Below are 26,921 nucleotides of genomic sequence, written 5' to 3'. Positions count from 1 at the left end.
ATTCCCTGCGCGCGCGATCACGCCGCCGCGCCGCGCCGTTTCGTCAGATGCACCAGCAGCAGTGAGATCGCGGCCGGTGTCATGCCCGGGATACGCTGCGCCTGGCCGACGGTTTCCGGACGCACGCGCTGCAGCTTCTGCAGCACTTCGTTCGACAGGCCGCGCACATGCGCGTAGTCGAAACCATCCGGAATCGCGGTGTGTTCATGGCGCTGCTGGCGCGCGATCTCCTCGCGCTGGCGGGCAAGGTAGCCGGCGTACTTGGCCTCGATCTCGACCTGCTCGGCCACGTCGGCATCGTCCACGCCGGGGCCGAGCGTAGGCACGGTCATCAGCTTCGCGTAATCGAGTTCCGGTCGGCGCAGCAGGTCCAGCGCATGCGTCTCGCGGCTGAGGTCGATGCCCAGCGTCGCCAGCGCTTCGCGGCCGAGCGCGTTGTTCGGCGCCGCCCACACGCTGCCGAGGCGCGTGGTTTCGGCCTGCACAGCGTCGCGCTTGCGCGAGAAGCGCTCCCAGCGCGCATCGTCGACCAGGCCGAGCGTGCGTCCGGTTTCGGTCAGGCGCAGGTCGGCGTTGTCCTCGCGCAGCTGCAGCCGGTATTCGGCGCGGCTGGTGAACATGCGGTAGGGCTCGTTGGTGCCGTGGGTGATCAGGTCGTCGATCAGCACGCCGATGTAGGCCTCGTCGCGGCGCGGCGACCAGGCCTCCTTCTGCTGCGCATGGCGCGCGGCGTTGAGGCCGGCGATCAGGCCCTGGGCGGCGGCTTCCTCGTAGCCGGTGGTGCCGTTGATCTGCCCGGCGAAGAACAGGCCGGAGACGAGCTTGGTCTCCAGTGAGGTCTTCAGCCCGCGCGGATCGAAGAAGTCGTACTCGATCGCGTAGCCGGCGCGGGTGATGTGCGCCCGCTCGAAGCCACGGATGCTGCGCACCAGGTCCAGCTGCACGTCGAACGGCAGCGAGGTCGAGATGCCGTTCGGATAGATCTCGTGCACGTCGAGGCCTTCGGGCTCGACGAAGATCTGGTGACTGGCCTTCTCGGCGAAGCGCACCACCTTGTCCTCGATCGACGGGCAATAGCGCGGGCCGATGCCCTCGATCTGGCCGCTGTACAGCGGCGAGCGGTGCAGCGCGTTGCGGATGATCTCGTGGGTGCGCTCGGTGGTGTGGGTGATCCAGCACGACACCTGCGGCGGATGGTCGGCGGTGCTGCCCATGAACGAGAACACCGGGCGCGGGTCGTCGCCGGGCTGCTCCTCCATCGCCGCGTAATCGAGGCTGCGGCCGTCGATGCGCGGCGGCGTGCCGGTCTTGAGTCGGTCGATCGCGAACGGACGCTCGCGCAGGCGCGCGGCCAGCGTGGTCGCCGGCGGGTCGCCCATGCGCCCGGCGGCGTACTGGGTCTCGCCGATGTGGATCTTGCCGGCGAGGAAGGTGCCGGCAGTGAGCACCACGGCGTCGGCGCGGAAGCGCAGGCCGGTGTTGGTGATCGCGCCGCGGACGGCATCGTTCTCTAGAATGAGATCGTCGACCGCCGACTGGAACACGGTGAGGTTCGGCTGGGTCTCGACCGCGCGGCGGATGAAACTGCGATAGAGCGAGCGGTCGGCCTGGCAGCGGGTCGCGCGCACGGCCGGGCCCTTGGACGCGTTCAGCCGGCGCCACTGGATGCCGGCGGCATCGGCCGCGCGGGCCATGATCCCGCCCAGTGCGTCGATCTCCTTCACCAGATGGCCCTTGCCGATGCCGCCGATGGCCGGGTTGCAGCTCATCGCGCCCACGGTCTCGATGTTGTGGGTCAGCAGCAGGGTGCGCGCGCCGGCGCGGGCGGACGCCAGCGCGGCCTCGGTGCCGGCATGGCCGCCGCCGATAACGATGACGTCGAAGGTGTAGAAGTCGTTCATGCGATGACCTGGAATCGATGACCCGGCCGGTCGGCGGGCGGGTCGATGGCAGCCGTGCCGCGTCGCCGCGCCGGTGCATTGCGGGGAAGTCTAAAGCAGTCGACCGGCACGCAAGCCGGCACGCAGGCCAGAAGGAAGTTGGCACGCAACCTGCTTATCCCAAGTGGCACTCAGCGCGGCAAGGCGCGAAAGCGCTGGCCGGGGTGGAACAGGGCTGGCCACGTGCGCGCTGAGGTAGCCGGGGGTCGGATGTCGGGGGACGTCCGACCCCTTTTTTTGTCTCCGCGTTTTGTCTTCGCGATCGGCATGCGCGTGGCGAGCCCGCGCAACGCCCCGGAACCGTGGCACCCAGGCAGGCACAAACGAAAAACGGCGCCGAAGCGCCGTTGTAAGGTGCCGACGCCCGACGGGGAGCGGAACAGGGGGGATCCGGATTTCCCCGCCGGGGTCGGCGATCTCGTAACGAGTTGCGTCGCAATGCGACGCAACCGGTCATGCTGGGCTAGCTTGCGACCAATTCCCTGCGTTGGCAAGGGCCATCAAGGCTCTTCTCCGCGACGGAATTCTCGTTCCGGACGTTCCGAGCGCGCGGGCATCGAAGGACGCGGGCGAGGCGCGTCGATCATGCGCGCACGCGGTGCTTCGATGCGCGGACGCGGCGGCGGCGAACTGTCGGGCAACGAGATCGGGGCACGCCGCTCGCGGACCACCACGCCCGGCGGCTTGCTGCCTCCGCCAGGATTCAGGGGGCGATGTTCGCGATTGCGGAAACGGTCCAGGTTGCGCCATGGCCCGCCCTCGTTGTCGGTGAAGCGCGGGCCGCCGCCAGGGCCGCTGCCCGGACCATTGCCAGGACCCGGACCACCCGGCGGACGATGACGCGGCGGACGGTGCGTGTAGCGCCAGTACGGGTAGTAACCGTACGGATATCCGTAGCGATAGCCGTAGGCGCCGTACGGGAAGCCGTAACGCGAATACGGCATGTAGCCGAAGCCGAAACCGAAGTGGCCGTACCAGCCGCCGGGATAGCCGTAACCAATTGATCCGTAGGGGTATCCATAGGCGTCGTAATACTCGACGCGGGGCTCGGCGTAGTAGTAATCGCCACCCGGTCCATCGCGATACGTGTAGCTGGTGACGCAGCCGGTCAGAATCAGCGCGGAGAGTGTCGCAACCAGACCCAGACGGGACATTGAAGAGAACATCGGTGCACCCCTGTCGTTCTTCGACTGTCATTGATGACGGGCATCGGCCCGCCACACCCCGACAGCTTCGGCCTGCGGGATTGAATGCGTCCTTAAGACGCCCTGCCGGATCATCGCATCCCCACGCGCCGGCTGCACGGAGGCATCCCGGTGACCACGGTGGCAACCGCCATCCGGCCGCCCATGCCGCCGCGGCTGATACGATGTCGCGATGAACGCGGCCGTTCCCCCACTCCCGCATTTCGACGACATCCTGAACGCGGCGGCCCGCATCGCCCCGCACGCGCGCGTCACGCCACTGCTGCGTTCCCGCTCGCTCGACGACATTGCCGGCTGTTCGCTGCACTTCAAGTGCGAAAACCTGCAGCGCAGCGGTGCCTTCAAGTTCCGCGGCGCCTGCAACGCCGTCTTCGCGCTCGACGATGCGGCGGTGTCGCGCGGCATCGTCACCCAAAGTTCCGGGAACCACGGCGCCGCCCTGGCGCTGGCCAGCCGCCTGCGCGGCGTGCCGGCGACGGTGGTGGTCCCCGAGGGTGCCCCGGCGATCAAGCTGGCGGCCATCGCCGCGCAGGGCGCGCGCATCGAGCGCTGTGCGCCGACCATGGCCGCGCGCACCGCCGCGACCGACACTCTGGTCGAACGGACCGGCGCTCACCTCGTCCACCCCTTCGACGACCGCGACGTGATCGCCGGGCAGGGCACTGTCGCGCTGGAGCTGCTGCGCGAGGCGCCCGACCTCGACGTGCTGCTCGCCCCGGTGGGCGGCGGCGGCCTGCTGTCGGGCACCTCGCTGGCGGCGAAGACCCTGCGGCCGGGCATCACCGTCTACGGCGCCGAACCCGCCGGCGCCGCCGATGCCCATGCCTCGCTGCGCGAGGGCCGCTGCATCACCGACATGACCGCGCGCACCGTCTGCGACGGCCTGCGCGGCCACCTCGCGCCGCGCACCCTGGCCCTGCTGCAGCGGCACGTCGACGGGATCCTGCTGGTCGACGACGACGCGGTGGCCGCAGCGATGCGCCTGCTCTGGGAGCGGCTCAAGCTGGTGGTCGAGCCCTCCGGCGCGATCGGCCTGGCTGCGGTGCTGGCCGACCGCGAACGTTTCGCCGGCCGCCAGGTCGGGATCGTGCTCTCCGGCGGCAACGTCGACCTGGACCAGCTGCCCTGGCAGGCGCAGGCGTGAGGGCGACGGCGTGAGCAAGGGCCTGCCTCCGCCGCTGGCACCGCTCGCCTCGCGCAAGCGACGCAGGCGGCGCGGCCTGTTCGGCAAGCTGTGGCGCCTGTGCCTGCTGGTGCTGCTGTGGCTGTGCGGCGTGGCGGGGTGGATCGTCTACATCGGCGCGCGCGACCAGGCCGCAGGCGACGACGTGCGCGCCGACACTGTGATCGTGCTCGGCGCCGCCGCGTACGACGCGCGTCCGTCGCCGGTGTTCGAGGAACGCATCCGCCATGGCATCGCCTTGCACCAGCGCGGGCTGGCGCCGACCCTGCTGTTCACCGGCGGCTTCGGCGGCAGCGGCGCGCGCTTCGCCGAATCGCAGGTCGCGCGCCGCTATGCGGTCCGTCACGGCGTACCGGTCAACGCGATCATGATCGAGACCGTCTCGCGCAACACGCGCGAGAACCTGCGCGAGGCCGCCGCGCTGATGCGAGCGCGCAAGATGACCCGCGCCATCGTCGTCAGCGACCCGCTGCACATGTCGCGCGCGCTGCGCCTGTGCAACGAGGTCGGCATCGAATGTCTCGGCTCGTCCACGCCGACCAGCCGCTACCGCAGCTTCGCCACGCAATGGCGGTTCCTGCTGGCCGAGGTCTACTTCTTCCACCGCGACCTGTTCCCGCGCAAGGAATGACCTGCACCGGGACGAGCGCCTCCCAGGAGCGTTTTCCATGATCATCGACGGCACCCGCGCCCACGACCGCAGCACCGAACTGGTGCTCGCCTACTACGCTGCCTTCAACCGCGGCGACCGCGAGGCGATGCTGGCCCTGCTCAGCGACGACGTGGCCCACGATCTCAACCAGGGCGCGCGCGAGATCGGCAGCGATGCCTTCGCCGCGTTCATGGCGCGCATGGACCGCTGCTACCGCGAGCAGCTGCGCGACATCGTGGTCATGGCCTCGCCCGACGGCAGCCGTGCCGCCGCCGAATATGTCGTTCACGGCGAATACCTCGCCGACGATGAAGGGCTGCCGCCGGCGAACGGGCAGACCTATGTGCTGCCGGGCGGCGCGTTCTTCGAGATCCGCGACGGCCGCATCGCGCGGGTCACCAACTATTACAACCTGCAGGACTGGATCGCGCAGGTGGGATGAAACCGCCGCGTCATCCGCCAGCCGGGCCCGGCGGATGTTCGGCGAACCAAGCCGCGATACCGGGCATGTGCTGCTCGAAATCGCCGGGAATCGACAGGTTCAGCACGCCCGCGCGCACCGCGCCGCGATTCTCGAAGTCATGCGTCGTGCCGCCAGGGACCAGCACGAACGCGCCGCGCGGCGCGTCGATCCATGCGCCATCGACCAGGAAGCTCATCACGCCTTCGATGACGTAGAAGATGTCGTCCTCGGGATGCGCATGGGCGCCGGGGCCCTGCGTGTTCGGCTCCAGCCACCATTCGGAAATCGAATAGGCGCCTGCGGTTTCGCCGCCATCGGCCTTGAAGACCGCCGAGATACCGCCCATCGGATAGGACCGGCCTTCGCCGGGACCGAGCACGACAGGTTTTCGCGTGGAAGCGTTCATGCGGATACGGCCTCGTGTGGTTGTGGCGGACGCATCGACCTGCGAACCGACGTGCGCATCATCGGCAACCGATCGTAGGGAATATCCATGGCGCGCGCATGGGCCATCGCCCCACGATGTCCGTCGTCCGCAGCATGCCCGTCACGAAGCATGCCTGTCACGAGGCGACATGGCCTGGCGCCAGATCGACATCGCCCGCAGCACCGCCTGCCTGCGCTCGGCCAGGCCCAGTTTCGCCGGACCGTTGATGCGTGCGGTGATGCCTTCGACATCGCCGGCATCGGCCAGCGGCGAACAGCCGCGCGCATCCCAGAACGCGAACGCGATCCGCGCGGCGGCCTCCGGTTCGCGTGCGAGCTCCGGATCGGCTTCCAGATCGAGACCGACGATGCGGCCGATGTCGCGATAATTCGCCCGGCCCGTGAGCTGCTTGTAGCCGGAGCCGCGATAGCGCCAGCCGTCGCCGCTGGCTTCGTCGCCGTTGCCCAAGCGGTTGGCGTAGACGCGGTTGGCGATCGCCTCAGGTCCGCGCGCGATCAGCGCCTTCGCGTCCCCGATGCCGCGGACCGATCTGAAGATGGCATCCAGCCGCGCGGCATTGCGGTAATTCAGGTTCTCGACCATGTGCGCGATGCCGCCGGTCTCGACGAAGATCTGTCCCATGAAATGACAGAGCCGGCGCGGCGTGACGACGCTGCTGCTGACGCGCGCCGCCTCCAGCGCACGCGCATGCACGTCGGGCATGCGGCTTCTCGGCGCGAAGCGACGGAGCGTCTCGGTGGTGATCATCTGCAGCGCCTCCCGGTTTGAGCGCCCCTGCGCGACTCGTGCGCACGGTGCCTCACGACCATTGCAGCGCATCCACGGCGCAGGGCCTGCGACTGGCACCGCGCGCCGGTCGGAACCCATCCCCGGGAGACGGCCTGCCGAGCCGACATGATGACTGCACCTGGGTACTGCGCAGCTCACGATCTCGCCAGCGACCACGCGATCGACTGCAGGATCGGCGCAATTCCTGCGACGACCAGCGCGTAGGCCAGCGGCGAAACCGCGATGCGGGCCGAATCCGCGAACGAGAGCGCTGGCGTCACCAGCCTGCCGGCCGCCCAATGCATGCCGAACCAGAGCAACGGCGCAGCGACGAGCAGCAGGACGTAGAACACGGCAAGTCCCTCCATGCCCGACGTGCTTCTGGCCGGGACCACCACGAGGATTGCGACGAACACTGCTGCGGGAATCGACGAGAGGCGAACCTTCAGCCATGAATCCGCCAATCCACGCGCGAGGAACCTGCGCCGCTCCCAGCGCACCAACTGGACGAACCCCAGGAGCGCCACCGCAGCGAACACGATCAGGATCATCTGGAATGCATGCATGCGCCACTCCTGAAGTCGGCCATGTCGATGCTACGTGGCAGGTCATCGATCATCGCTGTGCAACGCCCAGATCGGGAAGTCGAGCGTAGCACTGGCGGCAGACGCAGGCGACTGTCGACAGGGATACAAGTGCGCGCCGGTGACGCGCTGCCGGCTGCGATGCTGCGGTTTGCCTGCGCTTCGACGTGCGCGCTATCCTCCCGGAGGATGATCGATCTCACGACGACGCTCCGGGATCGCCTGGGTCTTGCCCACCCTGTCCCGGTGGAATTCCAGCGAAGCGAACGCATGCCGTTCGCCGGATTCGACCGCGAACGCATCGAGTACCCGGGACTCGAAGGCGACCTCATCCCGGCCTTCCTGTTCACGCCGACCGCAGGCGCGACGCTCGGCGGCGTGGTGGTCTTCCACCAGCACAATGGCGAATTCCACTTCGGCAAGAGCGAAGTGGCCGGCGAGGTGGGCGATCCGTTCCAGGCCTTCGGGCCGGCACTCGCGCGCAGGGGCCTCGCGGTGCTGGCGCCGGACGCCATCACTTTCGAGGATCGACGCGCCGCAGTCCGGGGGACTGCACCGGATATGTACGATTGGCTGCAGCATTACAACGCGATGAGCTATCGCCTGCTCGATGGCGATCTGCTGATGCGCAAGTGCCTGGACGACGCGCAGCGTGCACTGAGCGTGCTGCTCCGGGCCACCCGCATCGACGCAGACAAGGTGGGCGTGGCAGGTCACTCTTACGGCGGCTACACCGCGCTCTATCACGCCGCCGTCGACACGCGATGCCGGTTCGCATGCATCAGCGGCGCAGTGTGCAGTTTCGAGACACGTCGACGCGAAGGCACCGGCATCACCCTGTTCGAAACGGTGCCCGGACTCGCACGCGAGATCGACACGCACCACGTGCTGTCGGCCATCGGGCCCCGGCCGACGATGGTCGTGTCGGGCAGCCAGGACAAGTATTCGCGTGACGCCGACCAGGTCGTGGCCAGAGTCGCCGGCGATTTCATCACCCATCTCCGCGTCGACCGCGCGCATGCGCTGGATCAGGAACGGTTCGACGCGATCGTCGACTGGATCGTTGGACGCGTTACCGATCCCGCAGACACCACAGCCGATGCATGAAGCCGCATTGCGACGCAACGCTGGCTCGATGGATCGTCAGATAATCAGATCGCGAATCTGTCGGCGATGCACCTGACAGCAACCGCGACACCGTCTTCTTCCGCCAGTCGGGCGCCCACTGATCTGGCGTTCTCCGCGATACGCTGCGACTGCGTCACCTCACTGATCGCTGCTGCGATGCGCGTCGGCGTTGCGCGTCGACGCGTGATCGCCTTGCACGCAACGCCGATCCTCTGCAGCTCCCGGCCCCAGAGTTCCTGCTCAGCCGTATGGGCAACGACGACCGAAGGCACTCCAGCGAGAAGCGCAGCCTGCGACGTGCCAGCGCCACCGTGGTGCACCACCGCGCTGCATCGCGGGAAGATCGAGGCGTGCGGCGCGGAATCGACGAAATGGATCTGACTGCTGCATTCGAATCCAAGTCGATTCCACGCGGGCGCCTGGATGATCGCCCGTGTCGAAGCCGCTTCCGCCGCAGCCGCCAGCAGTTCGATGGTCTGCCGCTGGTCGCTGCCTGACAGCATGCTGCCGAAGGTCATGTAGACCGGTGGTGCGCCCGACGCAAGGAACGACAGCAGCTGCGGAGAGACGCTGCCTTCGGCGACGGATGCACGCGTCTCCAGCGCGCCGCAGACCTGGTAGTGATCCGGCCAGTCCGGCTTTCGCTCGCATATGGCCGGCGTGATGGCGAGCAATGTCAGGTCCTCGGATGCCCACACGGTGTCGATCATGTCGCGCGCGGGCGCAACGCCGATGCGTTTCCGCAGTCGGTCCGGATATCGCTTGAGGCTGCTGTTCAAGACCGACCGGGCAAACCGCCAGACGAGGCGGTTGCCGAACGCGCCGAGATCGGGAACCCCGGACGGCGGCTGGAATGCCGAGGGCACGGCCCCGTGAGCCAGCACGACACTGACGCAGGGACGGCCCTGCCGTTCTGCCGCGGCAGCGAGCGTGTACAGGAAGTAGTGGCCGATGACGAGGTCGTTCTCCGCGCAAAGTCGTTCCGACGCCTCGTACATCGCGGTCTCGGCAGGCAGCAGCAGGTGCTCGATCGCCAACCGCGTCTGCCTGATGGCGTTGCGCTCGCGCACGATCGTGTTCCCGATGCGCTCCAGCGCCTGCTTGTCGGGCACGGTGGGTGTCGCAACGATGCGCAGTTCGAAGCCTGTGCTCGCCCTGAGCTCGTCGTAGCGATCGCTGTCGACGCAGGTGATGACCAGCGTGACCTCATGACCAGCCGCCTGCAGGCCCTCCGCCAAGGCAACGAACGGCCGGATATCGCCATGACTGCCCCAGGTCTGGATTCCGATCTTCATGCGCCGGGGTCTGTCCCATCTGACTCGATCCGGCAAATATACCGGCAGCGCTCCACGTTGCGTGATGCGAAACCCTCACGTACGGCGCACGCATGCCAATCGGCTGCCAGACTTTTCCTGAATTCCCGATCGGTGCTTGCGCACCGGGAATCCATCAAACCTTCAAGGCACGGGTCGAGAGGGAAGACCAGAAGGCGCTGATGTTCTCCGCGTCATGGCCTCATCGTGGGGAAAGAACCTGGGTGTCCCGATCTTTTCGTGATCTTTTCGTTTCGCGCAGGAACGCGCGAAACTCATCCTCCTGCCATGGCGGAATCAGAATCCAGGTTTTCGAATCATGGGCCAGCTTCACCACCAGAACATCGTCCCCCAACCGTGGGGAATCTGCCCCGCAGGGCACTTGAACGTCCAAATCCGTTTTCCACTTCCCTCGAAGTGACATCCGTGGCTGTACGTGAATGGTTCTCTCCCACACGCCAGACCGAATGTCTCCTGTCACCAACCCTTCCACAACGGTATGTGGCGGCGGCGTTCCCGGGACCCAGACATGGATCTGCGGCGTGCATGCGTTTGCGCTGAATGCGAATCCGCTTGCGATCAAGGCGACAAGGATTTTCATGAGGGCTCCAGCGCCGGAGTCAGGCCGCTTGGCGAAGCGGGTTCGGCTTGGACGAATTGTTAGGGCCCATGCCGGACGCTCTTCAGGCGCTTGCCGTCCGAGATGGGGTCAGTGCAAACCCTCACCCTAGAGCCGCCATGCGAAAAGTACCCACATGTCTCGCTAGTGGCCAAGTCCGTAGCGAGCTCTGGCTCACCCTCAAAGCAGAGGTTTTGTTCGGAGCACCTTACAGGGACTGGCTCCCAGCCGGCTGCCACGACGCGTTGTCGCATTGGCCCGTAGTGCTCACCGACGGTGGCTTCAAAGGGCGGCGGCGAAGTGCTGGTGGAGCAACCGGCCGCCACTGCCACCATCACGACGATTGGAAACCGCACCATGGGCTCTAACGCCTGAATTAAGCTGTGCCGCGAAGCGGCGTCGGCTTGAATGAATTGTTAGACGCGAAGGCAGTCACTTGTTTTTTCCGTTGCAATAACAAGTTGCCACACCAGCCCTTTATTTCCAAAGGTATGCTCACGGCAATCGATGTAGTCTTGCCTAGAAAGCTCTTCAATGTGAGCTGCACGATTTCGATAACTTGTAGTTAACGTGGCTAGTGCACGATGAAACCCTTGTGGGTCAAGTATCCACACAGAGCCCACCCAATCTCCAATAAGGCTAAGAAAACAACGAATCAGCCGACTTGTTTCACGTCTTTCTTGACTATGCACTACCGTTTGAAGGAAGTGTGCGAACGTGCCGAGTTCCGGAGGCTTTCGTCCCGAATCGATGCAGTAGGCGGCTATGCGGCCGATATCCTTGTCTTTCTTGTCTTCGCTGAGGTCTTCGCTAGCCGTCAAGACTGCGAGGGGAACGAGAATGCGGCTTACAACCTCAGCTTCAACTGCTTTACATAAGCCGATTACAGCAGGCGACCATTCAAGCTGCGGGTCTGAATCCAGCTGTGCAGCAACGTGCTCAGCAGTAGCAACGAAACGTAACGAATGTGCCGCCAGAACCTCTGCGCGCTTCTCAGAGGCGCGATATATGCGTTCAGCTTGACGTAGCTGATTAGCTGAGACGAGAGAAAGAAGCTCTTCAGCAAGCTGCTCTGCCCGTACGTCCTCTGCGGCTGCGCCGGCCTTGATCTCGTAGAGTGATAAGAGTAGGCCATAGCATCCATTGCATAGTTTTCTAGCCCAGTCACCTGCGTACAGAGTGATGAGCTTCGATTTCTTCGTGTCACCACACCGAAAACATCTGAAAGCGGTTCCATCCGCAAAGCGGAATTGTTGGAGCGGCCCGCGCCTCGGGTATGACTTCGTTATGTTTGAGGGGACTGGATCCATAATTCCTAGCGTCTAACACCTGAGTTAAGCCGCGCCGCGAAGCGGCGTCGGCTTGGACGAATTGTTAGCGCGTTGCTTGAGCTATCGCAACAACTCAGCGCTTACCGTCGCCTCCGTGACCGCCACGATCCACGTGACCACCACGATCTACGTGACCGCCACGATCCACGTGACCGCCACGATCCACGTGACCACCACGATCCACGTGACCACCACGATCCACGTGACCACCACGATCCACGTGACCGCCACGATCCACGTGACCGCCACGATCTACATGACCGCCACGATCTACATGACCGCCGCGGTCTACATGGCCACCACGATCAGCATCGTTTCCCTGTCCATCGCGATTAGGCATTTCTACTTCCTCCCGTGAGAGATCGACGAACTATCAAATGCACGCTAACTACGATTAGACCCCAATTAGGGGCGTAGCACTGATTCTGCCCATGGCTGCCGGCCACCGTCAATCAGGATTTTCCTATACAGATCAACGGCTTTCGCCGACAGAACCGTTTGTGTGAATCCGCAAGATGGCGGTGTTATCCCGCATGGTTGCAGCCTAATGCCGTCCGCAGACTCCGATACCGTCATAGGCAGGGCCGATCTCGGCCAGCAACCGCCAGAGTTGTTGGAAGATGTTTGCAGACGATTGCGTATGAAGCGCTACAGCTTGCGCACGGAACAGGCGAATTCGCACTGGATTCGCCGCGATATTCGCTGCAATGACCTGCGACATGCTCGTGAATCAGGCGGCGCAGAGGTCGAAGGATTCCTCAGTGATCTGGCTGTACACGTTGCGACATTGCTTCGCGACGCACCTGCTCGAATCGGGATCGAACATCCGCTCCATGCCGGAGCTGCCGTGGTCACAAGGATGTGACCACGGCGCAGATCTGCACGCATGTACTGAATCGATGATGCGGGTGCGGCGTTGAGTCCATCGTTCGGTGAGACTCATCCGGCGCAATCGCCTGCAGCGGTTGCACCCTACGCGGGACGGGGTGAACTCACCGCCGCCGCACCGGAATCCCGCTCGCCGGAAAACGTGCGACATCCTCGCCGCCTTCGCGGATCGGGACGCCGTGTTCCGGGGCCCAGGCGACGGCGGTGACGATTTCCCAGGTGGCGGGCAGCTGGTCGCCGTGGCGGAACTGTTCGTAGGCGCGGGCGGCGGCGGCGAAGCGGGTCTTGCCGGTGAGGGTGTGCCGGCGCGCGTGCAGGGCATTGGTGGCGCCGATGGCGCGCTGTTCGCGCATCAGCGCGGGCAGGTCGGGATAGCGGGTGACGAGCTCGTCGCGATCGAGCACGGGGTTGCGGAAGCCGCTGCCGATCAGCGCGTCGCCGACCTGCGCGATCGAGGCGAAGGGGCTGACGTGCGGCACGGCGTCGGCTTCGGCGAAGGCGCTGCGCAGTTCGTAGAGGGTGTCGGGGCCGAAGGTCGACATGACCAGCATGCCGTTGGGCTTGAGCACGCGGCGGAAGCCGGCGAACACCGCCGGCAGGTCTTCGACCCACTGCAGGCAGAGGTTGGAGAACAGCAGGTCGACGCTGTGGTCGGCCAGCGGCAATGCGCGCGCGTCGGCGCAGATACGCTCGGGCGTGCGCTGGCCGAGGCCGACGCGTGCGAGCGTGCGCGCGAGTCCGCCTTCCACCGGCTGTTGCTGCAACATCGGCAAGGCGAGATCGAGCGCGAGCACGCGCGCCTTCGGCCAGCGCTGCTGCATCGCGCGCGCGGCGCTGCCGGGGCCGCAGCCGAGGTCGACGACGACCGACGGCGCCTTCGCGTCGGCGGCGCGGCCTTCCTCGTAGAAATCGAGCGATTCGAGCAGGCGCGCTTCGACCTCGTGCTGCAGCTTCGCCGCATCGGCGTAGCTGGCGGACGCGCGCGAGAAGGCGCGACGGACCTGGCGGGGGTCGAAGAGCTGGTTCATCGAAGCGTGGTCACTGCGCGCTCATTGCGGCAGGTGCTCGGTGAGGAAACCGTCCAGCGCCGCGACCACCTCGTCCACATGGGTCAGGAACGGCGCATGCCCGGCATGTTCGATCTCGACGAAGCTGGCGTACGCCGGGCTCGTCTGTTCGATCGTCGCGGCGGCGAGGCGCATCGCGCGCGGGTCGACGAGGCGGTCGCGGCGGCCGGCGATCCACAGGCTGGGGACGCGCAGCTGCGGCAGCAACGGACGCAGGTCGGTGGTTTCGAGGATGCGCAGGCCGTCGACGAGCGCGCGTGCGGCGGGTTCGCCACGGGCGAAGAGTTCGGCGCGCAGTTCGCGCAGCTCGTCCTTCGCATGATCGGAGCCGAAGGCTTCGAGCGCGACGAAGCGGTCGAGCGTGCCGCGATAGTCGTCGGCCAGGCCCTGGGCGAAGTCGCGGAAGATCTCGGGCGAGACGCCGAAGCGCCAGTCGGGGCCGCGCACGAAGCAGGGGCTGCTGCACAAGGTGACCAGCGCCGGCACGCGCGCGGGCGTTTCCGCAGAACGACGCACGGCGGCGTGCAGGGCGAACATGCCGCCGAGCGACCAGCCGATCCACGGCGCGACCGGCACCTGCGCCTGGATGGCGTCGCAGACGGCATCGAATTCGAGCGGTATGGCGGCGTCGCGGCTCAGGCCGTGGCCGGGCAAGTCGATGATGTAAAGCGTGTGGCGATCGCGCAGGCGATCGACCAGCGCGTGGAACACGCCGCCGTGCATCGCCCAGCCATGGATCAGCACCAGGGGCGGGCCGTCGCCGCTGACGGTCATGTGCAGGGAGTCGTTCATGCGCAGGATGCGTTGCGGGCCTTGCGGATCATCGGTTCGAGCGCGCGCCAGTGCTCACGGACCATGCCGGACGACAGGCGCGTGAGCCGACGCAGCCACAGCGGACGCCTGCGCACGGCCTGCACGTGTTCGACCAGCCATGCGTCATCGAAGCCCGCCCATTCGCCGGCCACCTGCAACAGGTTGGCATGCAGCGCGGGATGCACCTCATCGAGGAGGATCCGCTGGAGTTCGTCCAGGGGATAGGGCGATGCGGCGAGCACGCGCGCGACGCTGTCGTGGAAGAAGCGGACATCCGTATCGAGATAGAGCTCCGACAGCGCGACCCAGACCGGAATGCGCGCGTCGAGATCGTCGGTCGCCGCCAGTGCAGGCCTCATGCCACCGCGGCGCCGGAAGCACCGGCATTGCCGTAGCCCATCTCGACCGCATCGCGCGCCCAGCTCAACGCATCGACCAGGGCATCGACTTCGGCCTGGGTGTGCAGCGAGGACAGGGTGATGCGCAAGCGGGCCTTGCCGTCGGGCACGGTCGGCGGACGGATCGCGGGCACCCAGAAGCCCTGGGCTTCCAGCGCGGTGGTCAGGGCCAGCGCGCGCTTTTCCTCGCCGCACATCAGCGGCTGGATCGGCGTGGTCGACGGCAGCAGCTGCAGGCCGCGGAACTGGGCGTTCTGGCGGAAATGGCCGATCAGGTTCTGCAGCTTCTCGCGGCGCCAGTGGTCGCGGCGGGCCAGCTTCACGGCGGCGAGGGTCGCGGCGGCCTGCGCCGGCGGCAGCGCGGTGGTGTAGATGTAGGGGCGAGCGGTCTCGGCGAGGTGGCCGATGATGTCCTCGCTGCCGACCACGCAGGCGCCATAGCCGCCCAGCGCCTTGCCCAGGGTGGCGAGCTGCAGGACATCGCCCGGGGCGAGGCCGGCATCGACCGCACAGCCGCGGCCTTCGGCACCGACCACGCCGATGCCGTGCGCGTCGTCGACGTACAGCAGGGCGTGCTGGACCTTGGCGACCAGCGACAGTTCGCGCAGCGGCGCGACATCGCCATCCATGCTGAACACGCCGTCGGTGGCGACGATGGCGGCGCCGTCGGGCACGGTACGCAGCTGGCGCAGCGCGCCTTCGGCATCGTTGTGCGGATAGCGGCGCAGCTTGCAGCCGGACAGGCGCGCGGCGTCGATCAGGCTGGCGTGGTTGAGGCGGTCCTGCACGCAGACATCGTCTTCGCCGAGCAGGCCCTGCAGCACCGCGAGGTTGGCGAGGTAGCCGCTGCCGAACAGCAGCGCGCGTGGCGCGCCCAGCCAGTCGGCGATTTCCTTCTCCAGCGCCTCGTGCGCAGCGTGGTGGCCGCAGACCAGGTGCGAAGCGCCGCTGCCAGCGCCGTCGCGGCCGGCGGCGGACTGCAGGGCATCGACGACGGCGAAGTGCTGGGCCAGGCCGAGGTAGTCGTTGCCGCTGAAATTGGTCAGCCAGCGCCCGTCGACCTCATAGCGCACGCCGTCGCGCCGGGTGACCGTGCGCCGCTGTCGCTCGCGCCCCTGCAGGGTGCGTTGCACGCGGGCGGCGAGGATGCGGTCGGTGAGGCGCGGGCGGCTCATGGGCTGTGCTCGGTCGTGCGGTGCGGTCAGGCGGCGCGGGTGCAGGTCGGCGCGTCGCCGGCCGGCAGGGATTCGATGATGTCGGCGTGCACGGTGCCGCTGGTCTCGACCACCTGCATCGGCCGCAGGCCCAGGCGCTCGAACAGCGCGAGGTCGCGCTCGGTGTCCGGGTTGCCGGTGGTCAGCAGCTTCTCGCCATAGAAGATGGAGTTCGCGCCGGCCAGGAAGCACAGGGCCTGCAGCTCGTCGCTCATGCTCTCGCGGCCGGCGGACAGGCGGACCATCGATTTCGGCATCAGGATGCGGGCGACGGCAATCGTGCGCACGAATTCGAACGGGTCCAGCTCGGCGGTGCCGTGCAGCGGCGTGCCTTCGACCTGGACCAGTCGGTTGATCGGCACCGAGTCCGGATGGGCCGGCAGGTTGGCCAGGGTCTGCAGGAAGGCGGCGCGCTGGCGGCGGGTCTCGCCCATGCCGACGATGCCGCCGCAGCAGGTCTTCATGCCCGCATCGCGGACATGGGCCAGGGTGTCCAAGCGGTCCTGGTACTCGCGGGTCTTGATGATGTCGCCGTAGAACTCCGGCGAGGTGTCGAGGTTGTGGTTGTAGTAGTCCAGGCCGGCATCCTTGAGCGCCGTGGCCTGTTCGCCGCTGAGCATGCCGAGGGTGGCGCAGGTCTCCAGGCCCAGGGCCTTCACCTCGCGGATCATGTCGGCGACCTTCGGGATGTCGCGGTCCTTCGGCGAGCGCCAGGCGGCGCCCATGCAGAAGCGCGAGGCGCCGGCGGCCTTGGCGGCTTTCGCGCGCTCGACCACGGCGTCGGTGTCCATCAGCTTCGTGGCCTCGACCCCGGTGTGGTAGCGCTGGGCCTGCGGGCAGTAGGCGCAATCCTCGGGGCAGCCGCCGGTCTTCACCGACAGCAGGGTGCTGACCTGGACCTCGGCGGGGTCGAAGTTCGCCCGGTGCGTTTCGGCCGCCTGGTGCAGCAGCACCGGGAAGGGCTGCGCGAGCAGCGCCTCCACTTCGGTGCGGCTCCAGTCGTGACGCAGGGGGCCGGAAGCACTGACAACGGACATCGGGGTTTCCTGACAGACACAGCGAAGCGGGACCGGCAGTCTGGAAAGCATGTCCAGCCCTGTCAACCTTGACGCATCGAGCCCCTGGGCCCGCCTGCGCGCCGCCTTCGACCGCCTGTGGCCAGCACGATGCCTCGTCTGCGGCGAACGCGCCGGCAACGACGACCTCTGTCCGGCCTGCGTGCGCGAACTGCCGTGGAACCGCTGCGCCTGCCCGCGCTGCGCCCTGCCCCTCCCAGCCCCTGCCCCGGCCTGCGGGCATTGCCAGCGCCGGCCGCCGCCGCTGGCCGAGACCCGGGCGGCGTTCCGCTACGCGCCGCCGCTGGACCGCCTCTTGCCCCGTCTGAAATTCCACCGCGACCTCGCCGCCGGCCGCGCCTGCGCCCTGCATATGGCCGAGGCCCTGGCCGAGGCGCCCCGGCCCGACGCCCTCATCCCCCTCCCACTGCACCCCGCCCGGCTGCGCGAACGCGGCTTCGACCAGGCCCTGGAGCTGGCCCGGCCACTGGCGAAGGCGCTGGACCTGCCATTGCTCGACCGCGCGCTGCTACGCACCCGCGACACCGCGCCGCAGTCCCGCCTGGACGCCCCGGCACGGCGGCGCAACCTGCGGCGTGCGTTCGCGGTCCGCCCCGGGGTGTCGCTGCCGGCCCACGTGGCCCTGGTCGACGACGTGATGACCACCGGCGCGACCCTGCACGCCGCCGCCGAGACGCTGCTGCGCGCCGGCGTCACCCGGGTGGATGCCTGGGTGTGCGCGCGGGTGGCGTGAGGGAACCCAGGAGAATGCGTGGTCTTATGGCGCTGCCTCGGCAGAGGCTTCCGGATTCTGTATGTATGCCAAGACTGTCGCCTTCAATCGATCCTGATAGTCGAAGATGGTGTCGACAGAATCCAGAGGCAGGATTTCCTCTTCCTTGTTTTCCTTGAAAACCCCCAAACGGAGCTTCTGCCTGTTGTTGAACCTCAGTCGGCAGATGGGTTTTCGATTGTTGTCGTCAAAAAGCACAGCGCAATACGATTGCGCATCGCGCATGAAGATACGCCTGGACGGGACAATGTCTCTCAACATCGCACGCACTGCATAGAATCCTTCGAGCTCTTCGGAAGAAGTTACAAGCTGGGGTTCTGACGCCATCGTTTCTGACGGCTTTTCCTGCGGGTCAACGGCCCTGGAAGCGACCAGCACAGGCAATGCATCCGGCGTCATCGCACCCTTGAGTCGGGCATTGATCTTTTCACCGATCAATTGCTCGAAGGCACGCTTCGATATCGCAGTGAACTGGTCCTTTACCACAGGGGTGAATCGCTTGCCTGCCAAGAGATCCGCAGAAACGAGGCGGACGAATTCCTCCGGGGGATTCACCATCCATTCCTCGATCTTGTTCTGGATGGCTCGGGTGTACTTCAGATCGTTCGCTGTCGCTAGAATGTTGTCGAGGTTGTATGCCGACTTCGCGAACTTCTTCAGCTCATCCACGTCCTTGTCCTTGAACTCAAGAATATTGAATTCAAAGAACGGCTTCTCGTCCATCTTGTTGGGCTGTTCGAGGTCTGTGAAGAACTTATAGACGATGCCGTTCGTCAGGACGCCGAATCTGGCGGAAGTCACATGGAAATAGCGGAAAAGCTGTCCTGCATGGCTGATGTTGAGATCATCGCCAGCCTTCTTGCATTCGAAAATGATGATCGGCTTGCCGTCGCTGAGGATCGCGTAATCGACCTTTTCACCTTTCTTGGTACCCACGTCAGCCACGAGTTCAGGCGTGACCTCGAACGGATCGAACGGGTTGTAACCGAGTATCTGGATGAAGGGCATGACCATTGCATTCTTGGTCGCCTCTTCGGTCTGAACGACATTCCTTGTGCTCGCAATCCTGGAGGACAGCACGCGCAATTGATCCACGAAATCCATGACTTCAACTCCCCTGTCGAATGTGATGCTGGATCGTTCCGTTGAACAGTCCAGGCAGGTGCGCATCTCGTCGCGCACGACGGAGAATTTGGCGTCAAATCAAGAAGCGAATCAAGGCCCCGCAACGCACCACGGGATTGAGCGGGACGCCTGCGAGACAGCGCGACGAGAAGCCCACGCACCGCGAGAGATCGCCTCATGGTTTCATCAGAGCTGAGCCCGTGAAAGAGCGGCTGATCAAGACGCGGCGTTCACGGAGATTCCGGAAACGGGCCGCTCGCAACGAAACTTTTACAATGCTGCCGCCTGACTCACCACCCGAACAGCTTGAAGTACACCTGCGAGGTGCCGGTCTCGTCGTCGAGGCGGCCGTCGCCGTTGCGGTCCTGCAGGAAGTAGGCGGGTCCGCGCGCGGGCTGGATGCGGACGATGCGCAGCTGGCCGGCGACGCGATATTCGGTGATGACGTCGCCATTGGGCTGGTTGCGGGTGGTGGCGACGGCATCGGCGGGGATCTGCACGTCGGCGGTATCGGCGCCGCCGGTGGTGGCGCAGGCGGCGAGCGACAGGCACAGCGGCAGCAGCAGGATCGGCAGGATCGGCGTCGTGCGCATGAGGGTGCTCCGCGTGGGGGATGTGGTTCGATCATACGTCGCCCGGCGTGAACCCACCGTGCCGCCGTCCCGCTTCACGCCTGTCCCGGAAGCGTGGGGGGTAGAATCCCGGCATGAAACGACTCCTCCTGATCGACGGTTCCGCCTACCTCTTCCGCGCCTATCACGCCATGAAGGCGCAGGGACGCGAATTCACTGCTCCGGACGGCTTCCCGACTGCCGCTCTGCATGTTGTGCTTAGCATGCTCAAAGCACACCTGAAGGAGCAGCCCGACTACCTCGCCTTCGTCGTCGACGCCTCCGGCCCGACCTTTCGCGACGCACTGGACCCGCAGTACAAGGCGCACCGACCGCCGATGCCCGACGACCTGCGCGCGCAGGTCGAGCCGATGATGGAGATCGTGCAGGCGCTGGGCTTTCCGATCTTGCGCGTGCCCGGCGTGGAGGCGGACGACGTGATCGGTACGCTGGCGCTGCGCGCCGCCGAGGCCGGGATGACGGTCACCATCTCCACCGGCGACAAGGATTTCGCCCAGCTCGTCCGCCCGGGCGTGGCCCTGGTCAACACCATGACCGGCAGCCGCATGGCCGACGACGAGGCGGTCATGGCGAAGTTCGGCGTGCGCGCCGACCAGATCGTCGACCTGCTGGCGCTGATGGGCGACAGCGTCGACAACATTCCCGGCGTCGAGAAGTGCGGCCCGAAGACCGCCGCGAAATGGCTGGGCGAATACGGCAACCTCGACAGCGTCATCGTCAATGCCGACGGCTTCAAGGGCAAGCTCGGCGAGAACCTGCGCGCAGCGCTGCACCGGCTGCCGCTGAACAAGCAGCTGACCACAATCAAGACCGATGTCGAACTGGACGTCGGCCCAGCCGACCTCGCGCTGCGCGAGCGCCACGTCGAGGACCTGCGCCGGCTGTACGCGCGCTACGGTTTCAACCAGGCGCTGAAGGAACTGGGCGGCGACCCGGCCGGCGAAGCCGCTGCGGAAGCCGCCGCCGACCGCGCCGGCCTGCGCAGCACGGCCGCCGGCTACGCGCGCGCCGCGACCGGCAGCGCGGACGAAGCGCCGGACCCGGCGCTGTCGGCGAAGGGCGACTACGACACCGTGACCACGCGCGCGCAGCTCGACGCATGGGTCTCAAAACTCGACGCCGCCGACGAATTCGCCTTCGACACCGAGACCGACGCGCTCGACGCGATGCAGGCGAACCTGGTCGGCCTGAGCTTCAGCACCGAACCCGGCAACGGCTGCTACATCCCGGTCGGCCACACCTATCCCGGCGCGCCGGCGCAGCTGCCGATGGCCGAAACCCTGGACGCACTGCGCCCGCTGCTGGAAAGCGCGAAACACCGCAAGCTCGGCCAGCACGGCAAGTACGACCTGCACGTGCTGCGCCGCCACGGCGTGGACGTGGCCGGCTATGCCGACGACACCATGCTGGAGAGCTTCATCTGGAACTCCAGCGCCACGCGCCACGACATGGACTCGCTGGCCAAGCGCTACCTCGGCTACGACACCATCAAGTTCGAGGACGTGGCCGGCAAGGGCGCCAAGCAGATCTCCTTCGCCGAGGTCGCGATCGACGACGCCGCGCGCTACGCCGCCGAGGACGCCGACATCACCCTGCGCCTGCATCGCGTGCTGTCGGCGAAGCTGGCGACCGAGCCGTCGCTGGAGAAGGTGTATCGCGAGATCGAGGTGCCGCTGGTGCCGGTGCTGGCGCGGATGGAGGCCAACGGCATCCTGATCGACGCCGACGAACTGCGCCGGCAGAGTGCGGACCTGTCGCGGCGCATGCTCGCCGCGCAGCAGAAGGCCACCGAGCTGGCCGGGCGCACCTTCAACCTCGACTCGCCCAAGCAGCTGCAGGCGCTGCTGTTCGACGAACTGAAGCTGCCGGCGCTGGTGAAGACCCCGACCGGCCAGCCGTCGACGAACGAGGAAGCGCTGGAGGCCATCGCAGACCAGCACGAGCTGCCGCGCATCATTCTCGAATATCGCGGCCTGGCCAAGCTGCGCAGCACCTACACCGACAAGCTGTCGGAGATGGTCAATCCCGACACCGGCCGCGTGCACACCAGCTACCACCAGGCCGGCGCCGCGACCGGTCGCCTGTCGTCGAACGACCCGAACCTGCAGAACATCCCGATCCGCACCGAGGACGGGCGCCGCATCCGCAAGGCCTTCATCGCGCCGCCGGGCCGCAAGCTGGTAGCCTGCGATTACTCGCAGATCGAACTGCGGATCATGGCCCACCTGTCCGAAGATGCCGGCCTGCTGCGCGCCTTCGCCGCCGGTGCCGACATCCACCGCGCCACCGCCGCCGAGGTGTTCGGCAAGCCGCTGGACGAGGTGAGCGGCAACGAGCGCCGTGCCGCCAAGGCGATCAACTTCGGCCTGATGTACGGCATGAGCGCATTCGGCCTCGCCAAACAGCTCGACATCGGCCGCGGCGAGGCGCAGGACTACATCGCCCTGTACTTCAACCGCTATCCCGACGTGCGCGACTTCATGGAGCGCACCCGCAAGGAGGCGCACGAGCGCGGCTACGTCGAGACCGTGTTCGGCCGCCGCCTGTACCTGGACAACATCAACGCCAGAAACCAGGGCCTGCGCGCTGGCGCCGAGCGCGCCGCGATCAACGCACCGATGCAGGGCACCGCCGCCGACATCATCAAGCGCGCGATGATCGCCATCGACGGCTGGATCGCCGACCATGCCGACCAGGCGAAGATGCTGCTGCAGGTGCACGACGAACTGGTGTTCGAGTGCGATGCGGATTTCGTCGACACGCTGATTCCGGAAGTCAAAGCAAGGATGGCGGCGGCCGCGGAACTGCGCGTGCCGCTGGTGATCGACGCCGGCGTCGGCGACAACTGGGACGAGGCGCATTGACGTTGCGGATGCACCTGCGGAACGCTGTTTTCCGCGATTGCGCATGCAGCGAGTCGGTTAGCGGAACTGCACAACCTGTGACTTTCGACAGGGTCCAACCTGTTGTTTCAGACAGGTTTTCCCGCGATTTTTCCGCGAAACTGAATATCCGCTGCATGCGGATTAAATCGACCCTGAATTCGTCTGCCTTCTGAGCGAATTCTTTACGAACTCTCCGGCCGAATCGTGGTCAACTTGTTCGCGACGGATGCAACGTCCGTCGCAGGTCACCCACTCCCCTGGGGTGACCCCCGGAACGAACGACTCTCCCCAAGTCCCGTTCCAAGCCCCGCCGGTTCCCCCACCTGCGGGGCTTTTTATTTGTGCGGCCGGCCGGGAGACTGTGCGAAGTCTCCCGGCCGGTACGCCACCATGTCCGATCTGCTGCAACTGTCCGCGCCCTGGTGGCATTTCGTGCTGCGCGCCGTGATCGTGTACGCGCTGGTGATGGTGCTGATCCGGGCGTCGGGCAAACGTGCGGTCGGCCAGTTCACGCCATTCGACCTCGTGCTGCTGATCCTGATCGGCAACGCGGTGCAGAACGGCCTCAACGGTGGCGACAACTCACTGCTCGGCGCCGCGCTGCTGGCGAGCTGCCTGATCGGCCTGAATTACCTCGTCGCGTTCGTCGTGGCCCGCCACCCGCAGGCGCGGGCGCTGGTCGAAGGCCAGCCGGTGGTGCTGGCGCGCGACGGCAAGGTGTTCCGCGACGTGCTCAGGCGCGAACTGGTGAGCAACGGCGATTTCCTCGAAGCGATGCGCGAAACCGGTTGCAGCGAGATCGAGAAGATCCGCCTGGCGACGCTGGAGACCAACGGGCGGATCAGCATCCTGCTGGCGGACGAGGCCTGAGACGACGTGTAGAGCGGAGCTTGCTCCGCTCGGGCTTTCCCGGAAGAGGCAAGAGCGGAGCAAGCTCCGCTCTACAAGGGCGCAGGTCGGCTCAACCCAGCTCCGCCAGCCAGTCGCGCGGCGCCAGATAGTCGGCCAGCCGCGCCTCGTCGCTCTCCGCGTCCGGGTTGTAGCCATATTCCCAGCGGACCAGCGGCGGCAGGCTCATCAGGATCGATTCGGTGCGGCCGCCCGATTGCAGGCCGAACAGGGTGCCGCGATCGAAGACCAGGTTGAACTCGACGTAGCGTCCGCGCCGGTAGAGCTGGAACTGGCGCTCGCGCTCGCCGTACGACGTGTCGCGGCGGCGTTCGACGATCGGCAGGTAGGCGTCGAGGAAACCGTCGCCGACCGCGCGCTGGTAGGCGAAGTCGCGTTCGAAGTCCTCGTGCAGGTCGTCGAAGAACAGGCCGCCGACGCCGCGGGTCTCGTTGCGGTGCTTGAGGAAGAAGTACTCGTCGCACCATTTCTTGTGGGCGTCATAGCGCGCCTGTCCACCGAACGGCTCGCACAGGTCGCGCGCGACCTGGTGCCAGTGGCGCACGTCCTCGTCGACCGGATAGAACGGGGTGAGGTCGAACCCGCCGCCGAACCACCAGGCCACGGTCTCGCCGTCCTTGAACGCGCGGAAATGGCGGACGTTGGCGTGGGTGGTCGGGAGGTACGGGTTGCGCGGATGGAACACCAGCGACACCCCGACCGCCCGCCACGAGGCCCCGGCCAGCTCCGGCCGCGCAGCGGTCGCCGACGGCGGCAGCTTGGTGCCGGACACATCCGAGAAGCCGATGCCCGCCTGCTCGAACACCGCGCCATCGCGCAGGATGCGCGTGCGCCCGCCGCCACCCTCGGCGCGCTGCCAGAGGTCTTCGCGGAACGTCGCCGCGCCGTCCGCGCCCTCGATCGCGGCGCAGATGCGGTCCTGCAGGCCGGTGAGGTAGTCGCGGACACGAAGGAAATCTTCTTGCGGAGCAACGGGGTCGGTGTGGTCGGTCATCGGCGAGGACTCATGGTGGTGCGGCGTTGTCGATCATGTGCAGGAAAGGACTGGAATCCGAGAAGGATTTCATTCCGATCGAGGGAAATCATCTGGAATGAGCACAGGCAGCGTCAGGGCTTCGAGGTAGCGCTGAATATCTTCGTGGAGATCGGCGAGATCTTCACCACGAGGATATGCGGGATGAATCGAATACGTCTTCGGCATCGCACGATCATCCCCTTCGTAATGCACTTCATGGATGGCGTGTTGGCCATCCACCTTCATGACGCGGTATTCCCAACTCATTGTGATCGGTGTCCTCTTTCATCGGGCTGCCCCAGGACAACACCTTATGCCGGCTGCAGATTCGCATACGCCAGCACCAGCCACTTGCTGCCGGCGTCGTCGAAGTTCACCTGCACGCGGGCGTGGGCGCCGCTGCCTTCGATGTCGGTGACGATGCCGGTGCCGAACTTGGCGTGGGTCACGTTCTGCCCCACGCGCAGACCGGGCGTCTCCTGCAGCGAGGCGTGGCCCCACTGCTTGCGCGGCTGCGCCTGGTACATCGGTCGCGAGACCTGCACCTTCGGCCGGACTTCGTGGATCAGCGTGGACGGGATCTCGCGCAGGAAGCGCGAGGGCAGGCCGTACATCTCCTGGCCGTGCAGGCGGCGGGCTTCGGCGTAGGTGATCACCAGCTTCTGCCGCGCGCGGGTGATGCCCACGTACGCGAGCCGGCGCTCCTCTTCGAGCCGCCCGGATTCCTCGATCGACTTGTTGTTCGGGAACAGGCCCTCTTCCAGGCCGACCAGGAACACCAGCGGGAATTCCAGGCCCTTGGCGCTGTGCAGGGTCATCAGCTGCACGCCGTCCTCGCCGGCCTCGGTCTGGCCTTCGCCGGCTTCCAGCGCGGCATAGGCGAGGAAGGCGACGAGTTCGGACAAGGCCGCAGTTTCCTCGTCGTCGCCCTTCACGAAGCGCGCGGCCACCGAGACCAGTTCGTCGAGGTTGTCGGTGCGCGAGTCCAGCGAACCCTTGGACTGCAGCTCGTAGTGCGTGCGCAGACCGGAGCGGGCGAGCGCGTGGTCGATCTTGTCCTTCAGCGGCAACTCGCCGGCTTCGTCGGTGATCGCTTCGATCAGCTGCGCGAAGGCGGCGATGGCGTTGCGCGCGCGCGCCGGCAGCGCATCGCCGGCGGCGACCTCGGCGGCGGCTTTCCACAGCGAGATCGAGCGGTCGCGGGCGCGGCGGCGCACTTCGTCGAGGGTGCGCTCGCCGATGCCGCGCGGCGGCGTGTTGACCGCGCGCTCGAAGGCCGCGTCGTCGTCGCGGTTGGCCATCAGGCGCAGGTAGGCGAGGGTGTCCTTGATTTCCGCACGCTCGAAGAAGCGCATGCCGCCGTAGACACGGAACGGGATCTGCTCGCCGAGCAGGGTCTCTTCGAAGGCGCGGGACTGGGCGTTGCTGCGATAGAGGATCGCGCATTCACCGTGGCTGCCGCCGTCGCGCACCCACTGGCGGATGCGTTCGATGACGAAGCGCGCTTCGTCAATCTCGTTGAAGGCCGAGTACAGGTCGATCGGCTCGCCTTCGCCGCTGTCGGTCCACAGCTGCTTGCCCAGGCGCGAGGGGTTGTGCGCGATCACCGCGTTGGCGGCGTTGAGGATATTCGCGCTGGAACGGTAGTTCTGTTCGAGGCGGATGGTCTTCGCGCCGGGGAAGTCGCGCAGGAAGCGGTTGACGTTCTCGACCTTGGCGCCGCGCCAGCCGTAGATGGCCTGGTCGTCGTCGCCGACCACGAACACCTGGCCGGTGTCGCCGGCGAGCAGGCGGATGAAGGCGTACTGCAGGCTGTTGGTGTCCTGGAACTCGTCGATCAGCAGCTGCTGGAAGCGGTGCCGGTAATGCTGCAGCAGCGGCGGATGGTCGCGCAGGACTTCGTGCGCGCGCAGTAGGATCTCGGCGAAATCGACCAGGCCGGCCTGCTCGCATCGCTCCTGGTACAGGGTGTAGGCGCGGAGCATCACGCTCGCCCATTCGTCCTTGTCGGGCTGGATGTGCTGCGGGCGGCGGCCTTCGTCCTTCTGGGCGTTGATCCACCACGCGATCTGGCGCGGCGGGAAGCGCGCCTCGTCCAGCTCCAGCGCCTGCACCACGCGCTTGACCAGCCGATGCTGGTCGTCGCTGTCGAGGATCTGGAAGCCCTCCGGCAGCTTCGCGTCCTGCCAGTGCAGGCGCAGCAGGCGATGGGCAAGGCCGTGGAAGGTACCGATCCACATGCCGCGCGTGCCGTGCGGCAGCAGGGCGTCGGCACGGTGGCGCATCTCGCCGGCCGCCTTGTTGGTGAAGGTGACCGCGAAGATGCCGTGCATCGGCACGCCATGCACTTCGTGCAGCCAGGCGATGCGATGGGTGAGAACGCGGGTCTTGCCGGAACCGGCGCCGGCGAGCACGAGCATGTGGCCGGGTTCGGCCGTGATCGCCTCGCGTTGCGCGGCGTTGAGGCCGTCGAGCAGGTGGGAAACATCCATC

The 26,921-nt window shown here is 66.5% G+C and carries 27 protein-coding genes; 9 read left to right on the top strand and 18 right to left on the bottom strand.

The window, feature by feature from the left end; genetic code table 11:
- Positions 1-17: 17 nt before the first annotated feature.
- Positions 18-1,901, bottom strand: coding sequence for a tRNA uridine-5-carboxymethylaminomethyl(34) synthesis enzyme MnmG (gene mnmG / locus ACFQ0E_RS04710; protein ID WP_386822528.1), 1,884 nt, complete (start codon positions 1,899-1,901; stop codon positions 18-20).
- A 539-nt stretch (positions 1,902-2,440) separates the two neighbouring features.
- Complete coding sequence (locus tag ACFQ0E_RS04705) at positions 2,441-3,094, bottom strand: hypothetical protein (RefSeq protein WP_386822527.1); 654 nt, start codon at positions 3,092-3,094, stop codon at positions 2,441-2,443.
- A gap of 223 nt (positions 3,095-3,317) precedes the next feature.
- Between ACFQ0E_RS04705 and ACFQ0E_RS04700 the strand changes: the two genes are divergently transcribed.
- The 3 genes from ACFQ0E_RS04700 to ACFQ0E_RS04690 are packed head-to-tail and all read left to right on the top strand — an operon-like array spanning position 3,318 to position 5,422.
- Positions 3,318-4,289 carry a pyridoxal-phosphate dependent enzyme gene (locus tag ACFQ0E_RS04700; protein WP_386822526.1) on the top strand — a complete coding sequence of 324 codons (972 nt, stop codon included), beginning with the start codon at positions 3,318-3,320 and terminating at the stop codon, positions 4,287-4,289.
- A gap of 34 nt (positions 4,290-4,323) precedes the next feature.
- Positions 4,324-4,959, top strand: a complete 636-nt coding sequence (locus ACFQ0E_RS04695; RefSeq protein WP_386824031.1) for a YdcF family protein — start codon at positions 4,324-4,326, stop codon at positions 4,957-4,959.
- 37 nt (positions 4,960-4,996) lie between these two features.
- Positions 4,997-5,422 (top strand): nuclear transport factor 2 family protein, encoded by a 426-nt coding sequence (locus tag ACFQ0E_RS04690; protein WP_386822525.1) that lies wholly within the window; start codon positions 4,997-4,999, stop codon positions 5,420-5,422.
- Between the two features lie 10 nt (positions 5,423-5,432).
- Here the strand turns inward: ACFQ0E_RS04690 and ACFQ0E_RS04685 are convergent, their stop codons facing one another.
- The 3 genes from ACFQ0E_RS04685 to ACFQ0E_RS04675 form a co-directional block, all read right to left on the bottom strand.
- Positions 5,433-5,849 (bottom strand): cupin domain-containing protein, encoded by a 417-nt coding sequence (locus ACFQ0E_RS04685; RefSeq protein ID WP_386822524.1) that lies wholly within the window; start codon positions 5,847-5,849, stop codon positions 5,433-5,435.
- Positions 5,850-5,990: 141 nt separating this feature from the next.
- Complete coding sequence (locus ACFQ0E_RS04680; RefSeq protein WP_386822523.1) at positions 5,991-6,638, bottom strand: glycoside hydrolase family 19 protein; 648 nt, start codon at positions 6,636-6,638, stop codon at positions 5,991-5,993.
- 176 nt (positions 6,639-6,814) lie between these two features.
- Positions 6,815-7,210, bottom strand: coding sequence for a hypothetical protein (locus ACFQ0E_RS04675; protein WP_386822522.1), 396 nt, complete (start codon positions 7,208-7,210; stop codon positions 6,815-6,817).
- Positions 7,211-7,219: 9 nt separating this feature from the next.
- Here ACFQ0E_RS04675 and ACFQ0E_RS04670 point away from each other — a divergent pair, with 9 nt between their 5' ends.
- Complete coding sequence (locus tag ACFQ0E_RS04670) at positions 7,220-8,350, top strand: alpha/beta hydrolase family protein (protein ID WP_386822521.1); 1,131 nt, start codon at positions 7,220-7,222, stop codon at positions 8,348-8,350.
- A 44-nt stretch (positions 8,351-8,394) separates the two neighbouring features.
- Here the strand turns inward: ACFQ0E_RS04670 and ACFQ0E_RS04665 are convergent, their stop codons facing one another.
- The 3 genes from ACFQ0E_RS04665 to ACFQ0E_RS04655 form a co-directional block, all read right to left on the bottom strand.
- Positions 8,395-9,666, bottom strand: a complete 1,272-nt coding sequence (locus tag ACFQ0E_RS04665; protein ID WP_386822520.1) for a glycosyltransferase — start codon at positions 9,664-9,666, stop codon at positions 8,395-8,397.
- 220 nt (positions 9,667-9,886) lie between these two features.
- A complete protein-coding gene (locus ACFQ0E_RS04660) occupies positions 9,887-10,285 on the bottom strand; it encodes a hypothetical protein (protein ID WP_386822519.1) in 399 nt (132 codons plus the stop codon).
- 434 nt (positions 10,286-10,719) lie between these two features.
- A complete protein-coding gene (locus ACFQ0E_RS04655; protein ID WP_386822518.1) occupies positions 10,720-11,613 on the bottom strand; it encodes a hypothetical protein in 894 nt (297 codons plus the stop codon).
- A 115-nt stretch (positions 11,614-11,728) separates the two neighbouring features.
- On the opposite strand from ACFQ0E_RS04655, the gene ACFQ0E_RS04650 reads away from it, so the two are divergent.
- A complete protein-coding gene (locus ACFQ0E_RS04650; RefSeq protein ID WP_386822517.1) occupies positions 11,729-11,992 on the top strand; it encodes a hypothetical protein in 264 nt (87 codons plus the stop codon).
- A gap of 144 nt (positions 11,993-12,136) precedes the next feature.
- On the top strand, positions 12,137-12,499 hold the full coding sequence (locus tag ACFQ0E_RS04645) for a phage integrase N-terminal SAM-like domain-containing protein (RefSeq protein WP_386822516.1): 363 nt from the start codon (positions 12,137-12,139) through the stop codon (positions 12,497-12,499).
- A 127-nt stretch (positions 12,500-12,626) separates the two neighbouring features.
- On the opposite strand, the gene bioC is transcribed toward ACFQ0E_RS04645, so the two are convergent.
- Genes bioC through bioB form a run of 5 tightly spaced genes read right to left on the bottom strand, consistent with a single transcriptional unit; the run spans position 12,627 to position 17,051 of the window.
- Positions 12,627-13,550 carry a malonyl-ACP O-methyltransferase BioC gene (gene bioC, locus ACFQ0E_RS04640; RefSeq protein WP_386822515.1) on the bottom strand — a complete coding sequence of 308 codons (924 nt, stop codon included), beginning with the start codon at positions 13,548-13,550 and terminating at the stop codon, positions 12,627-12,629.
- A gap of 21 nt (positions 13,551-13,571) precedes the next feature.
- A complete protein-coding gene (gene bioH, locus ACFQ0E_RS04635) occupies positions 13,572-14,369 on the bottom strand; it encodes a pimeloyl-ACP methyl ester esterase BioH (RefSeq protein ID WP_386824029.1) in 798 nt (265 codons plus the stop codon).
- A gap of 8 nt (positions 14,370-14,377) precedes the next feature.
- Positions 14,378-14,761: a DUF7079 family protein gene (locus ACFQ0E_RS04630; RefSeq protein ID WP_386822514.1), complete on the bottom strand. Its 384-nt coding sequence runs from the start codon at positions 14,759-14,761 to the stop codon at positions 14,378-14,380.
- On the bottom strand, positions 14,758-15,975 hold the full coding sequence (bioF, locus tag ACFQ0E_RS04625; protein WP_137853706.1) for an 8-amino-7-oxononanoate synthase: 1,218 nt from the start codon (positions 15,973-15,975) through the stop codon (positions 14,758-14,760). The genes ACFQ0E_RS04630 and bioF overlap by 4 nt, the downstream gene beginning before the upstream one ends.
- Before the next feature lie 26 nt (positions 15,976-16,001).
- Positions 16,002-17,051, bottom strand: a complete 1,050-nt coding sequence (gene bioB / locus ACFQ0E_RS04620; RefSeq protein ID WP_386822513.1) for a biotin synthase BioB — start codon at positions 17,049-17,051, stop codon at positions 16,002-16,004.
- 49 nt (positions 17,052-17,100) lie between these two features.
- Between bioB and ACFQ0E_RS04615 the strand changes: the two genes are divergently transcribed.
- Positions 17,101-17,823, top strand: a complete 723-nt coding sequence (locus ACFQ0E_RS04615; RefSeq protein ID WP_386822512.1) for a ComF family protein — start codon at positions 17,101-17,103, stop codon at positions 17,821-17,823.
- A gap of 24 nt (positions 17,824-17,847) precedes the next feature.
- Here ACFQ0E_RS04615 and ACFQ0E_RS04610 read toward each other — a convergent pair whose 3' ends face one another.
- Both ACFQ0E_RS04610 and ACFQ0E_RS04605 read right to left on the bottom strand, forming a co-directional pair.
- Positions 17,848-18,966 carry a type I restriction endonuclease gene (locus ACFQ0E_RS04610; protein ID WP_386822511.1) on the bottom strand — a complete coding sequence of 373 codons (1,119 nt, stop codon included), beginning with the start codon at positions 18,964-18,966 and terminating at the stop codon, positions 17,848-17,850.
- 311 nt (positions 18,967-19,277) lie between these two features.
- Positions 19,278-19,580: a DUF2782 domain-containing protein gene (locus tag ACFQ0E_RS04605; RefSeq protein ID WP_386822510.1), complete on the bottom strand. Its 303-nt coding sequence runs from the start codon at positions 19,578-19,580 to the stop codon at positions 19,278-19,280.
- A gap of 113 nt (positions 19,581-19,693) precedes the next feature.
- On the opposite strand from ACFQ0E_RS04605, the gene polA reads away from it, so the two are divergent.
- Both polA and ACFQ0E_RS04595 read left to right on the top strand, forming a co-directional pair.
- Positions 19,694-22,483 (top strand): DNA polymerase I, encoded by a 2,790-nt coding sequence (gene polA, locus ACFQ0E_RS04600; protein ID WP_386822509.1) that lies wholly within the window; start codon positions 19,694-19,696, stop codon positions 22,481-22,483.
- A 411-nt stretch (positions 22,484-22,894) separates the two neighbouring features.
- On the top strand, positions 22,895-23,374 hold the full coding sequence (locus ACFQ0E_RS04595; RefSeq protein WP_386822508.1) for a DUF421 domain-containing protein: 480 nt from the start codon (positions 22,895-22,897) through the stop codon (positions 23,372-23,374).
- A 91-nt stretch (positions 23,375-23,465) separates the two neighbouring features.
- Here ACFQ0E_RS04595 and hemF read toward each other — a convergent pair whose 3' ends face one another.
- The 3 genes from hemF to uvrD form a co-directional block, all read right to left on the bottom strand.
- The gene (gene hemF, locus ACFQ0E_RS04590; protein WP_386822507.1) at positions 23,466-24,407 is read right to left on the bottom strand and encodes an oxygen-dependent coproporphyrinogen oxidase; all 942 of its coding nucleotides are present in this window, start codon (positions 24,405-24,407) and stop codon (positions 23,466-23,468) included.
- 69 nt (positions 24,408-24,476) lie between these two features.
- Positions 24,477-24,695, bottom strand: a complete 219-nt coding sequence (locus ACFQ0E_RS04585; protein WP_386822506.1) for a hypothetical protein — start codon at positions 24,693-24,695, stop codon at positions 24,477-24,479.
- A 44-nt stretch (positions 24,696-24,739) separates the two neighbouring features.
- On the bottom strand, positions 24,740-26,920 hold the full coding sequence (gene uvrD / locus ACFQ0E_RS04580; RefSeq protein ID WP_386822505.1) for a DNA helicase II: 2,181 nt from the start codon (positions 26,918-26,920) through the stop codon (positions 24,740-24,742).
- Position 26,921 lies beyond the last annotated feature (1 nt).

The sequence above is a fragment of the Lysobacter brunescens genome (assembly GCF_042677005.1).
Classification (GTDB): domain Bacteria; phylum Pseudomonadota; class Gammaproteobacteria; order Xanthomonadales; family Xanthomonadaceae; genus Lysobacter_I; species Lysobacter_I brunescens.
The sequence above is the reverse complement of the archived record's forward strand: the minus strand, read 5'-3'. Positions and strand labels throughout refer to the sequence as shown.